Consider the following 12945-nt stretch of genomic DNA (forward strand, 5'->3'; position numbering starts at 1 on the left):
AGCCGGAGCGGTACTACAGCTTCCGGCTGCTTTCCACGAGCTGCGACTCCACAATGACTTTATAGTACGCTTGCTGCCGCAGGTGCTGCTCCTCGCCGGAAGCGAGCAGGTCCAGCAGGATCTCGGTCGCTTTCTGCCCCTGCTGGTGCGGGAACTGCTCCACAGAGGCAAGCGGCGCATAGTCCATGTACTCCATCATAGGCAGGTTGGCGTAGCTTACAAACTCCAGGTCCTTGTTGATGCTTATTCCCAGCCTGCGGGCGTGTTTCTGGGCGTAGAGCCATACATAATCGTTGAAGGTAACGATTGCCGTGGCTTTGCGCTTATTTGCCAGCAGCTCCTCCAGGGCCTTGATAGTCCCTTCCTCCGTCAGGTCGCAGCCTACGACCAGCGAGGGGTCGAACTTGAGCCTGTTCTTCTGCATCGCCTTAATGTAGCCCTCCCGCCGCTCTGTGCTGGCGTAAAGCGTTTCCGGCCCGTTGATCATCCCGATTGCGCGGTGCCCTTTCTTCAGTAAATAAGTAACAGCCTCGATAGTGCCGGTAACCATGCTACAGGCCACAGAGTGTACACCGTTAATCGGCGGGATGCGGTCGAAGAACACGACGGGAATGTTGAACTTGCTCAGGCTGCTGAAATGCTCAAAGGTAGAGGTGGTTTTGGCTACGGACACCAGCAGGCCGTCCACCCGGTGGTTCTTCATCTTCTCCACCAGCTGCTTCTCGGTTTGGGCATCGTCATGCGATTGGGCCAGCAGCACTGTGTAGTTTCGCTTATAGGCGGTGTCTTCTATCGCGCTGATGGCCGAGGAAAAGAATGCCTCCGAGAGCTCTGGCAGGATAACGCCTATCGTGTAGGTTTTGCCCTGCTGGAAGTATACCGCCGTCTGGTTGCGCTCATAGTTCAGCTCCTTTGCCAGTTGCTTTACCCTGGCGCTGGTGGCTGTGCCAATACTGGGGTGGTCGTGCAGCGCCCTGGAAACGGTAGAAGTAGACACTTGGAGTATCTTAGCGATTTCTTTTATCGTGGTTGGTTTCCGTGGCATCTTATAAAGTATAGCGGTTGCCCAAGTTACGGTTTATGCGTTGCAAAGTAAAGTATGGCCAGGGGAGTAGGTGCTTTAGGGAGGTAATTTAAATTTTTAGAGTCAATAACTTGCGTGTTCGCGCACAAAATGTATGTTTGTTGTGTTCTGCGTTTTTATCAAGAGAATTACAGCATTATAAGTTAGTATAGGTGAATGATTGGGGGAGCCCCTGCGAAAGCGGGGGCTTTTTTGTTTGCTAATCCTTCACGCAGCGGAAGCCTACGTGCTCCAGGCTGCTGTCCTCGGTGCTCTTCATGCGGGCGGCTACCCTAAAGCCGGAGCAATAGCTGTCGTTGCAGAGAAAGGAGCCTCCCCTGATCACCCGCTTCTTAGCATGTGGCTCGTTTGGGTCGTGGCTTTCTGCCGGGCCGGCGGGGTTGCGCACCCCCGCAGAAGTATGAATCGTACGGTAGTAATCGCTGTGGTAGTAATCCGAGCACCACTCCCATACGTTGCCTGCCATGTCATACAGCCCATAGCCATTGGGGGCATACGACTTAACGGGGGCCGAATGGTAGTAGCCGTCCTGCTCCGTGTTTTTAGTCGGGAAAGTGCCGCTCCAGGTGTTGGCTTTTGGCTTGCCGGCGTTAATGCCCTCGTTTCCCCAGGGGTACATGGCGTCTTTCTTTCCACCGCGCGCGGCCCATTCCCACTCCGCCTCTGTCGGGAGCCTCTTGCCAGTCCATTTGGCATAGGCCTGCGCGTCGTACCAGGAAATGTGCACAACGGGGTGGTTCTCTTTGCCTTTGATGCTGCTGCCTGGCCCGTGCGGCTGTCGCCAGTTTGCCTCCTCTTGCCAGGTCCACCAACTGGCAAAGTCGTTCAGGTCTACCTGCCCCTTCGGAGATTGGAACACCAGCGATGCCGGTACCAGCAGGCTCTCGTCCGGCTTGGGCGTGCCCGGAGGGAGCTGTTTTTTCAGCTCTTCCCAGTCCGGCTTTTGCTCGGCCGTGGTCACGTAGCCGGTGGCTTCCACAAAGCGCGCAAACTCGGCGTTCGTTACCTCTGTGGCATCCATCCAGAAACCGTCCACGGCTACCTGGTGCCTGGGCTGTTCGTCCGGCCGCGCCTGCTTATCGTCCGCCCCCATCAAAAAGGTGTCGCCCGCTACCCACACCATACCTTCCTGCTGCTCTTTCTCCGACACCTGTTTCCATGCGCTTGTTTCCTGGGCTGATGCTGCTCCAAAGCGGGAGGGCACAGCGGCAATGCAGCAGGAGGAGAGGGAGTCATCCTGCGTGGCGGCGAGGGTTGCGGTGGCTGGCTGCTCTTTAGGCTGCTCGGTGCAGCCGGTAAGTATGGCTGCCACAACAGAGGCAGTTATGGAAAGAAGGTATTTCATGAAAGAAAGTTACGAAAGTGATTGGGGCAAAACAAACTATATGTAGACGTCCACGCAGGAATATATGCGCTCCATACTTTCCTGGCCAGCGGCTCCAAACTTCTCAGAGATAGTGTTGGCCTGTATGCTCTTCTGCATGTAAGTCCCCGCAAACGTTTGCCTATACTTAACAAACGTTTAACAAACCGGTAAGAATATAGTCATAAACCCCGCTTTTAGATATACGGGTTGTAAAGGTAGCATGTAGAAAATTGGGCAAACCTCCCTTTGGATTGACATCTTAGCTGTTCCTACGGCTTTCTACCCCGCCGCAAGCCATACTTTACCGCCTCTTATAGTTCAGAAGAAAGTCGCTGGGTATTAAAGCCCCTGGCAGGTGTTGGGAGGAGCCAGGGGTGGGGCGATGGTGTTGTGACATGTATTCTTTTCGGTTTCCGCCCAAGTATAAAACAAACGTTTGTGTGTTTTTAATGGCTTTGTTGGTTAGGTGGTTTCCGTGATCAATCCTACCTTAATGAATGCGTTCTCGAACACATATCCACATAAAGCTAAACCATAAGAAGTATGAATCAACATGACAGAGAAGGAGGAGTCGTTCTGGGCAGGAGACTTTGCTCGCTACAAAAAAGGTGTACCATGCCCATACCTGCGCTCTCTTTATTATTAAGCGCGCTGTTTTTCCTCCTCACCACCCATGCCGGCTACGGCCAGACGCAGCAGCGGGTAAGCGGTAAGGTAGTGGATGAGCAGAACCAGCCCCTTATCGGGCTTACCGTGGTGGTAAAGAACTCCACCACAGGCACCACCACCAACGTGGAGGGAGCCTTTACCATTGCCGCTGCGCCCACGGACGTACTGGTGTTCTCTTACATCGGCTACGAGACAAAGGAAGTGACTGTAGGCAACCAGGCTTCCATTAACGTGACCATGAAGCCTGATGCCAAGAGCCTGGAAGAGGTGGTGGTAGTGGGCTACGGTACCCAGAAGCGGGCAGACGTAACCGGCTCGGTGGCGACGGTAGATACCAAGCAGCTGACCGACCGGCCTGTTACCTCGGTACAGAATGCCCTGCAGGGTGTTTTGCCGGGCCTTACGGTAATCCAGCGCCCGGGCGATGTGGGCAGTGTCGGCACGATCACCGTGCGCGGACGCACCAACCTGAGCTCGCCCGGCCCGATGATCATCATTGATGGTATTCCAGCCTCAGACACAGAACTGGCGGCTCTGAACCCGAATGACATCGAGAACATGTCGGTGCTGAAAGATGCCTCTGCTGCGTCCATTTATGGCTCCAGGGCGGCGAACGGCGTGATCGTGGTAACGACCAAGACGGGAAAGAACACGGAGAAAACCACGATCGGCTTTAACGCCAGCCACGGCTGGCAGTCTGCTACGCGTTTGCCGGAGTACATGGATGCCGTGGGCTATGCCAGGTTCCACAACGAGGCGATGACAAACGCCGGCAAGGCCCCGACCTACACGGAGGAGCAGATTCAGAAGCTCGGTAATGGAAGTGACCCGGATATGTACCCGAACACAGACTGGTACGACCTGGTGCTGCGCGAGACAGCGCCGCAGAGCGACATCAACCTGAACGTGTCCTCCAGCGGCAAGAACACCAGCTATTACCTGGGCGCTTCTTATTTTAACCAGCAGTCGCTGCTACCGGGCAAAGACATGGACCGCTACAGTGTAAAGCTGAATACGGATACAGAAGTATTTGCGGACATCCTGAAAGTGGGAACCAACATCTCCTTCATCCGCCAGGACTACGACACGGAGGGAGCAGGCTTCAGCTGGACAGAACTTAACCGCTCGCTTCCGGTGACGGTGGCGCGCCACTCAGACGGAAGCTGGGGCTCGGTAAGCGGCGGATCAGCCAACGCCAACACAGCCGCCAGAAACCAGTTGCGCAAAATAGAGGAGGGCGGCAGTAGCTGGACCCGTAACAATTACCTGCAAACGGCGGCAAACGCCAGCCTGACCCCCTTGAAAGGCCTGACAGTGAACGGCCTCTTCTCTTTAAAGTACTCCAACCTGATGAACTGGTCCTTTAACAGCACAATGGACCCGATTGTGGACTTTCTGACGAAGCAGCCGATGAACGCCTCGGCGGTTACGGTTAACCAGATGCAGGAGAACTGGGGCCGCCGGCAGGAGATCCTGACGCAGGGAACAGCCAACTACGAGCGCACCTTTGGCGACCATACCGGTAAAATCATGGTGGGTGCCTCGCAGGAAAGCAACGTATACCGCACAGCGTTTATGGGCCGCAAGAACTTCCCTAACGATGAGATGTCAACGATTGGTACTGGTTCGGCAAGTCCGGAGAACATTGTGTCAGGCGCCAACAGCACCGCCGAAACGCAGTGGGCCATTCGCTCCTTCTTCGGTCGTGTAAACTATGATTTCCAGAACAAGTACCTGTTCGAAGGTACCCTGCGCACTGACTATTCCTCCCGTTTCCATCCGGACCAGCGCGAGGCGGTGTTCCCTTCCTTCTCAGCCGGCTGGAGGCTGTCGGAGGAGACATTTATTAAGAACATCAGCTGGATCGACAACCTGAAACTGCGCGGCTCCTGGGGTGCGCTGGGCAACCAGGACGTGGTACCGCCGGGCAACTACTACTCGCTGCTGAGCACAGGCTATGCCTACAACTTTGACGGAAACCCGGTGGACGGGGCCTGGCAAGGCACAGGTGCCAACACGCTGGCAACCTGGGAGAAAGTATACATGACTGACTTTGGTGTGGACTTCTCCATTTTCAGAGGCAAGCTGGATGTGGTGGCCGATTACTACATCAAAAACACGGAGGGTATCCTGATGCAGTTGCCGGTGCTTTCGACCTATGGTCTGGCAGCGCCTTTCCGGAACGCGGCCGAGACACGCAACAAGGGTATCGAGCTAAACCTGGTACACAACGGCGCCATTGGGTCTGACTTTACCTATACCATCGGTGCTAACTTCTCCAAGATCCAGAACGAGATCGTGAACCTGGGTGGCGTGGAAGAGCGCATCAGCGGCTACTGGATAGAGCGTGTGGGCGAGTCGGTAGGTGCCTTCTACGGCTACCGCGCCGAGGGACTTTTCGTGAACGAGGAGGACGTGCAGAGCCACGCCTTCCAGAGTGCAGCCACTGCGCCTGGCGACATCAAGTATGCCGACATTAACGGCGACAAGGTGATTGATGCGGCCGACCGCGTAATTCTGGGCAACGACGTGCCGTGGATGACCTATGGCCTTAACCTGGGGGCCGCCTACAAAGGCTTCGACCTGAACGTGATTACGTACGGTGTGGCCGATGTGGATACCTACCTGGAGTCTGAGGCCGCCTACCCGTTCTTCAACGGGGCCAACATCAAGCAGGCGTACGAGAACCGCTGGACAACGGAGAACCCGGATCCAAATGCACACTTCCCACGCACGCTCATCAGTGCCGATGCCTCGCATAACTACAATACTTCTTCTTTCTGGCTCTTCAGCGGCGCATACTTCCGCGTGAGGGCTATCACGCTGGGGTATAACATTCCGGAGACAGTGAGCAGCAAGCTGGGCATGCAGACACTACGCGTGTACGCTACCTCCAACAACCCATTCACCATCATGGGAGATGAGCGCCTGAACGACTACGATCCGGAGTTCGGTTCCGGCCGTGGGGGCTACCCGGGCCTGAAGACCTTCTCACTCGGTGTAAACGCCAAATTCTAACATTGATGGCTTCATCATTACCAACACAAGATATCATGAAAAGAAGTATAAAATATTTAACCTATACCGGAGCGCTTGCCGGGCTCCTGCTTACCACTGCCTGCAATGACGACTTTCTGGAGCGGCCGCCGCAGAACCAGATCTCTGATGCGACCTTCTGGAAATCCAAGGATGACCTGTCCAAGGCCTTGAATGCAGTGTACAGCCAGCTGACCAGAGAGGAAATTATTTACGACGACGGCAGCACGGACAATGCCTACGCGCAGTATCCTTGGGAAAGTGTGGCCACCGTGGTGTCGGCAGGCACGATTAATACCAACTCCAACGCGGGCTGGGGCTATACCGGCATCCGGCGCGCTAACCAGTTGCTGGAGAACGCCGATAACATTGAGATGGACGCGGAACTGCGGGAGCGCTTTAAAGCCGAGGCGAGATTCCTGCGCACCTGGTTCTACTGGGATATGGTGCTGCGGTTTGGTGATGTGCCGCTGGTTACGAGTACGCTGGGAGCCGGCGAGGAGGACGTGCCGCGCACGCCCCGCGCTGAGGTGGTGAACTTCCTGCTTACTGAACTGACCCAGATTGCCGAGACGCTGCCTGTTGCTTACGGGGGCGGGGACTCGAACGAGAGAGGCAGGGTAACCAAAGGGGCTGCCCTGGCCCTGAAGGCCCGCATCCTGCTGAACGAAGCCAGCCCTCGCTTTAACACCGGTGACGCCAACAAATGGAAAGCCGCCGCAGATGCCGCCCAGGAAGTGATGGGGCTGGGTTATACTTTGTTTAGGGTGAACGAGGAAACAGGCAAAGACCTGGAAGACGACTACGCGGCATGGGTTGATTTTGCGGATTCTGAGGATGAGAAAATCTTCCGCCTGGGCCTGCGCAGCTACGAAAAGCTTTTCCACCAGCAGTACGAGGGCAATAGTGAGGTGATCCTGGACCGCCAGTTTATCATGCAGGTGGATCCGCAGTGGAACAACACGTACCTGCCGCCAAGCATGCTGAACGGCTGGAGCTCCGTTACCCCGACCCAGAACCTGGTGAACGCTTATGGCAACTACAAAACCGGTGGTCCTGCCAACATACTTGACCCTCAGGTGCGGGCAGATCTATACTTGAGTGAGAACCCTGCCTTTGCCAATGAGTACAGAAACCGCGACCCGCGCTTCTATGCCTCCATCATGTTTAACGGCAACCCCTGGAACGCTTTGGAAGACGGCTTTAAGTTTACCTGGCAGATCGGGGGAAGCAACAACTCCCAGACAGGCTATAACTTCCGCAAGCTGGTAGATCCGCAGGCGCATCGGGAGAACATTGATAACCACGCCAACATCATTCTGCTGCGCTATGCGGAGGTGCTGTTAAGCTACGCCGAGGCCATGAACGAATACAGCGGCCCCGATGCCACCGTTTACGCCGCACTGAATGAGGTACGCGAAAGGGCTGGCATGCCTCCTGTGGATGAGGCCGTATACAACAGCAAAGAGAGCCTGCGGGAGCTGATTCGCAACGAGCGTCGCATCGAACTGGCCCTGGAGGGGCAGCGCTACATGGATATCCGTCGCTGGGAAATCGCGCCTGAGGTGATGGAGTCTATTCATGACATCCGCAACAAGCTGGTGCAGGCCAGGACCTGGTACGACAAGTTGTACCTGATGCCGGTGCCGCAGTCGCAGATCGACCTAAGTGACCAGGTACTGACACAGAATCCGGGTTACTAACGCTCCCTGAAGAGGGTTCTAGCTTATACTTGAAGCAGTGCAGCGGGTGGGTGCCGGAAACGGTACTCACCCGCTTTTTTTATATGGCTATACTTTAGTTGATCACTGGGGAGGCAGCATATCGTAGACCGTTGTTTAAACTTGTATTATTTAGAGGTGCCTTCAGCAGATGTATTTTTTCCGGGGAACTATCTGCATTATCAGAACCAGAAAATATTTAAGGCCTTACGAAAACGCCAAGTAAGGCCTTGACAAACGTTTGCACATATTATAATCTATAAAAGATTAGTGATTACCATGGTATTTTGATAAGTTAATCGATGTGTTTTCGTGCACATCTATTTCTTTCCTAAGTCAAATCCTAAATCACTAACCTTTATGAAAAGTATGAGCAAGATTTACCAAGGAGGTAGGGCGCTTCTTTTTCGGATACGCTGTCTGGAAAAGATAAACGGCCTAAAGACCATGCCAGTGCTGCCGGTGCTGCTATGTGTATTTTGTATTTTTGGCGTGTCTGCTGTTGTTAATGCCCAGGCGCAGCGGCAGGTGAGTGGAAAGGTAGTGGATGAGAAAAGCCAGCCCCTGGTTGGGGTGACGGTGGTGGTGAAGAACAGCCCCACGGGAACGGCTACGGGAGCAGATGGTGGTTTTAGCATCAGCGCTGCCCCCACAGATGTGCTCGTCTTGTCTTATATCGGCTATTTGACGCAGGAGGTACCTGTAGGCAACCAGGCTACCCTCAGCATTACCATGAAAACCGATACCAAAAACCTGGAGGAAGTAGTGGTAGTGGGCTATTCAAGCAAGTCCCAGTCGGAACTGGTAAGCTCGGTGTCGGTGGTGAGCGGACAGGAACTGCGCGACGTAACTACCAACAACACCGCCGCCATGCTGCAGGGCAAGGCCTCCGGTGTTACCGTGTCCAGTGCCAGCGGCCAGCCCGGCGAGGCGCCCAAAGTACGCATAAGGGGGACAGGCTCCATCTCGGCCAGCGCCGACCCGCTGTACGTGGTGGATGGGGTGATTGGCGGCACAGCCAACCCAACAGACATTGAAAGTATAACCGTGCTGAAGGACGCCGCCGCGACAGGCTTGTATGGCTCGAGAGCGGCCAACGGGGTGATAGTCATCACTACCAAGCGCGGCAGGGCTGGCAAAACGCGGGTATCTTACAACGGCACCACCGGTGTGAGCCAACGCACTACCGGCAACTTCGAGGTGATGGACGGCCAGCAGTTGTTTGACCATACCAGCCGCATGTACCAGAACGACTACACGGGCAAGCGCAACAACCACATCGCTACCTTAAGCAAAACAACGCCTAACCCGTCAGAGGCAGACATTAATGCCTATCTGACTTCCAAAAACTTCCCGCTTAGCTATGGAGATTTTGCCAGCGGTGTGCTGCCCACGCAGCCGGGCAATACCAACTGGCTGGACGAGGCTTTCCGCACCGGCATCACCAATAACCACCAGCTTTCGGTGTCCGGCGGATCGGAGAAAACCAGGTTCTACATCAGCGGAAACTACTTTCAGGAGGAGGGCACGGTGGTGAACACCAAGTATGAGCAGACCAACTTCCGGGCGAACATCGACCATGACATCAACGACCAGCTCACGCTCACAGCCCGGGTAAACACGCAGTTCTCCAACCGCAGTAACGACCCTTCGGGCGCCATTTACCAGTCCTTCATCAACATGCCCTGGGATAATCCTTACAACGAGGATGGCACCATCCGGTATGTGGACGCCAACACCGTAGGCTGGTATGGCCGCGATAAGAGCAATTTTCTGTACACCAGCCAGTATAACTACAACCGCAACAGGGGCCAGTCGCTGGACGGGGACCTGAAGCTGGAGTATAGAATCACGGATTGGCTCGCTTTCTCCACCACCAACCGCTACTCTGCGGACAACTCACGGGGCGAATCCAACAACGACTCGCGCACGCCTGGCGGTAAGGCAAACAATGGTTCTTTGAGCAACTCTTACGGTTATAGCAACAGCTTCCTGACCTCTAACCTCCTCACTACCAACCACCAGTTTGGGTCGCATAACCTTCGCGGCATTCTGGGTGCTGAGTACCAGAAGAACTACACCGACGGCATGAACGCGTCGGGGCAGGGGATTTTCCCGGGCCTGGAGGTGCTGGACGCCGTGGCGACGCCGGTGGACATTGGCGGGTATAAGACCGAGAGCAAGTTTATGTCCGGCTTCCTGAACGTGGACTACGACTTTGACAGCCGCTACTTTGCCACCGTTTCTTACCGGCGAGACGGTTCTTCCCGCTTTGGCCGCGACAAGCGCTTCGGTGACTTCTACTCCGTGGGCGCAGCCTGGGCCATCTCTAGTGAAGATTTCTTCCAGGGCTTGTCCTCTACGGTAAACCTGCTCAAGCTCAGAAGCAGCTACGGCACTACCGGCAACGCGAACATTGGTGATTTTGAGGCTGTGGACCTGTACCAGTTTAACGTGCAGTATGCCGACCTGCCGGGCGGCTTCCCGCGCCGCCTCGTGAACCCGGATCTGACCTGGGAGAAAGCCCATACCTTTGATGTGGGGTTGGAAATTGGCCTGTTCAATAGAATCGATCTGTCGCTGGATTTCTACAACAGAACCAACAAAGGCATTCTGCAGCAAGTGCCGCTTTCCTCGGCCACCGGTTTTTACTGGCAGACGCAGAACATCGGCTCGGTTAGAAACCGCGGTCTGGACATCGAGTTGAGCACGAAGAACTTGCAAGGTGGCCTGGCCTGGGAGACTGACTTTAATATCTCCTTTAACCGCAACGAGGTGCTGGAGCTCTACAACGGGCAACCGATTGACCAGGGCAGCCAGCGCATTGAGGAAGGCAGGCCGATTGGTTCCTGGTTTATGCAGGAGTGGAAAGGCGTGGACCCGGCTACCGGCGACCCGCTTTGGCTCCTGAAGAAGTATGATGCCGATGGCAATTTTGTGCAGGACACAGTGACCAACTCCTATAACAGTGCCACGAGGGTATACACCGGCACTACCACACCTAAGTTTGCAGGCGGTATGCGCAATACCTTTGCCTATAAGAACTTCACACTATCAGCCTTTTTGAATTTTGTGTACGGCAACAAGGTGTACAACTACAACCGCGAGCTTTTCGATGCCGACGGGGCTTATCCTACTTACAACAGCATGGTGCTGCAGGATGGCTGGAGCCGTTGGGAAAAGGAGGGCGACGTGGCCACGCATCCGAAGGCAGTGCTGAACGGCAACAGAGCTTCTAACAAAGTATCGTCCCGCTACCTGGAGGATGGCAGCTACCTGCGCCTGCGCAACGTGACGCTGTCCTACAACCTGCCGGAGGCTGTTTCCAACCGCATAAAAGCAGAGAACATCCGCCTGTTTGTAAGCGGCGACAACCTGTGGACCTGGACCGACTTCTCCGGCATGGACCCGGAAGTGGACCTGACCTCCGGCTACTCCACTACCCGCTACCCGGGCAGCAAGAAACTTATGTTCGGCGTTAACATCGACTTTTAATTCAAAATCCCTGAGCCATGAAATTTAAATTCAGAAACTATATATATCCTGCCATACTTTGTGCAGCAGTGCTGGCTGGTTGCTCCGATAACCTGGACGTACAGCCTTACGACGGCCTGACCATCGACCAGACCACGGGCACGCCCGAAGGCCTGAAGGCCGCCACCATCGGCAACTATAACTACATCAAAGACCCCTACTATACCCGTAACTTCCACATGCTGGTGGAGTACCCCAGCGACAATGTGGCGCTGAGCGGCACCACCACCGACCCGCTCTTCTACGCCTACAACTACCAGCACCTGACGGCCATGTCAATCACGGGTAACTTCTTTCGGAAGGCATACCAAGCCATCTATGGCACCAACGTGGTGATTGAGAAGCTACAGGAAGGGCAGTCGGCGGAGCTGGACCAGGTGCTGGGCGAGAACTACTTTCTGCGGGCCATGGTGCACTTTGACCTGGTAAATATCTTCGGCCGACCCTATGCGCAGGACGGAGGCGCCTCGCCGGGGGTGATGATCCGCAACAACACCGACATTAACGACCTGCCGCCGCGCAGCACCGTGAAGGAAGTATACGAGTTTGTCATCGGGGACCTGGAGAAGGCGGCCAGCCTGATGGGCAGCACGAAGAGCAGCAGCTTTGCCTCTAAAGAGGTAGCCCAGGCACTTTTGTCGAGGGTATACCTGTACATGGAGAACAACGAGAAGGCCATCGAGTATGCCGACCTGGTGATCAACTCCGGCCGCTATACCTTGCTGCCGACCGCTGATTTGCCCAACTACTTCACTTACGCCAACGAAACCAACCGCGAGACCATCTTCGCTATCAAGCACACGCTGCAGGACGACCGGACCTGGGGTTCGCTTGGGTCGTTGTACCTCAACGATGGCATGGGCTATGGCGAGATGTATGCTTCGGAGAGCTACCGCAACCTGATCGATAAGTTTGAGGAGGACAAGCGCCGTGCGTTTATCGTGCCGGTGTATGAGAAAAACGCGGATGGCTCTATTAAGAAGGGAGCAGACGGCAAGCCGGTGCTGGCAGCCCGAAACGGTTATCAGAAATACTACATCACCAAGTACTCTTACCAGGAGGGGGTAGTGACGCTGAGCTCGCCGGTGTACCTGCGCCTGGCCGAAATGTACCTGAACCGCGCCGAGGCCAACGCCAAGCTGGGTAACGACGAAGCGGCGCTGGAGGACGTGAACCTGATCCGCAGAAGGGCCGGCTTATCGGGCGAGGCGCTGTTTTCTGCCTCTAACATGATGGGTTATACTTCGGTGCTGGATGTGGTGCTGGATGAGCGCCGCCTGGAACTAGCCTGGGAGGCGCAGCGCAAGTATGATGTGTTCCGCAACAAGCGCACGATGGTGCGCAACTACCCGGGTACGCACCTGCCATCCGGATCGAACGTGCAGGAGATTCCTTACACCCACCCGCGTGTGGTATACTTCATTCCGGAGCAGGAAATCATCCTGAACCCGAAACTGGAGCAGAACCCATAGGTACCAAAGTATAAAATAAATGCTGCAGGTGGATAAGGTCTCCAAGTATAGGGGAGCTTGTCC

At 55.3% G+C, this 12945-nt stretch carries 6 protein-coding genes; 4 read left to right on the forward strand and 2 right to left on the reverse strand.

The annotated features are described in order from the left end of the window. Nucleotides 1-13: 13 nt before the first annotated feature. Both A3841_RS10105 and A3841_RS10110 read right to left on the reverse strand, forming a co-directional pair. On the reverse strand, nt 14-1045 hold the full coding sequence (locus tag A3841_RS10105; RefSeq protein ID WP_073852198.1) for a LacI family DNA-binding transcriptional regulator: 1032 nt from the start codon (nt 1043-1045) through the stop codon (nt 14-16). 238 nt (nt 1046-1283) lie between these two features. Then, nucleotides 1284-2429 carry a formylglycine-generating enzyme family protein gene (locus tag A3841_RS10110; RefSeq protein WP_073852199.1) on the reverse strand — a complete coding sequence of 382 codons (1146 nt, stop codon included), beginning with the start codon at nt 2427-2429 and terminating at the stop codon, nt 1284-1286. Between the two features lie 636 nt (nt 2430-3065). On the opposite strand from A3841_RS10110, the gene A3841_RS10115 reads away from it, so the two are divergent. The 4 genes from A3841_RS10115 to A3841_RS10130 all read left to right on the forward strand — a co-directional run bounded on the left by A3841_RS10115 (nt 3066) and on the right by A3841_RS10130 (nt 12882). Then, nucleotides 3066-6137: a SusC/RagA family TonB-linked outer membrane protein gene (locus tag A3841_RS10115; RefSeq protein WP_170866169.1), complete on the forward strand. Its 3072-nt coding sequence runs from the start codon at nt 3066-3068 to the stop codon at nt 6135-6137. Between the two features lie 35 nt (nt 6138-6172). Further along, nucleotides 6173-7858 carry a RagB/SusD family nutrient uptake outer membrane protein gene (locus A3841_RS10120; RefSeq protein WP_073852200.1) on the forward strand — a complete coding sequence of 562 codons (1686 nt, stop codon included), beginning with the start codon at nt 6173-6175 and terminating at the stop codon, nt 7856-7858. Nucleotides 7859-8245: 387 nt separating this feature from the next. Next, nucleotides 8246-11371 carry a SusC/RagA family TonB-linked outer membrane protein gene (locus A3841_RS10125; protein WP_206073078.1) on the forward strand — a complete coding sequence of 1042 codons (3126 nt, stop codon included), beginning with the start codon at nt 8246-8248 and terminating at the stop codon, nt 11369-11371. A 17-nt stretch (nt 11372-11388) separates the two neighbouring features. Next, complete coding sequence (locus tag A3841_RS10130; protein ID WP_073852201.1) at nt 11389-12882, forward strand: RagB/SusD family nutrient uptake outer membrane protein; 1494 nt, start codon at nt 11389-11391, stop codon at nt 12880-12882. The last annotated feature ends 63 nt before the right edge of the window (nt 12883-12945 follow it).

This window comes from Pontibacter flavimaris (genome assembly GCF_001907195.1).
GTDB lineage: Bacteria > Bacteroidota > Bacteroidia > Cytophagales > Hymenobacteraceae > Pontibacter > Pontibacter flavimaris.

What these genes read in the sequence shown, in the direction of transcription:
- A3841_RS10125 (WP_206073078.1), top strand. Translation starts at nt 8,246, where the DNA reads ATGAGCAAGATTTACCAAGGAGGTAGGGCGCTTCTTTTTCGGATACGC.
- A3841_RS10120 (WP_073852200.1), top strand. Translation starts at nt 6,173, where the DNA reads ATGAAAAGAAGTATAAAATATTTAACCTATACCGGAGCGCTTGCCGGG.
- A3841_RS10105 (WP_073852198.1), bottom strand. Translation starts at nt 1,045, where the DNA reads ATGCCACGGAAACCAACCACGATAAAAGAAATCGCTAAGATACTCCAA.
- A3841_RS10110 (WP_073852199.1), bottom strand. Translation starts at nt 2,429, where the DNA reads ATGAAATACCTTCTTTCCATAACTGCCTCTGTTGTGGCAGCCATACTT.
- A3841_RS10115 (WP_170866169.1), top strand. Translation starts at nt 3,066, where the DNA reads ATGCCCATACCTGCGCTCTCTTTATTATTAAGCGCGCTGTTTTTCCTC.
- A3841_RS10130 (WP_073852201.1), top strand. Translation starts at nt 11,389, where the DNA reads ATGAAATTTAAATTCAGAAACTATATATATCCTGCCATACTTTGTGCA.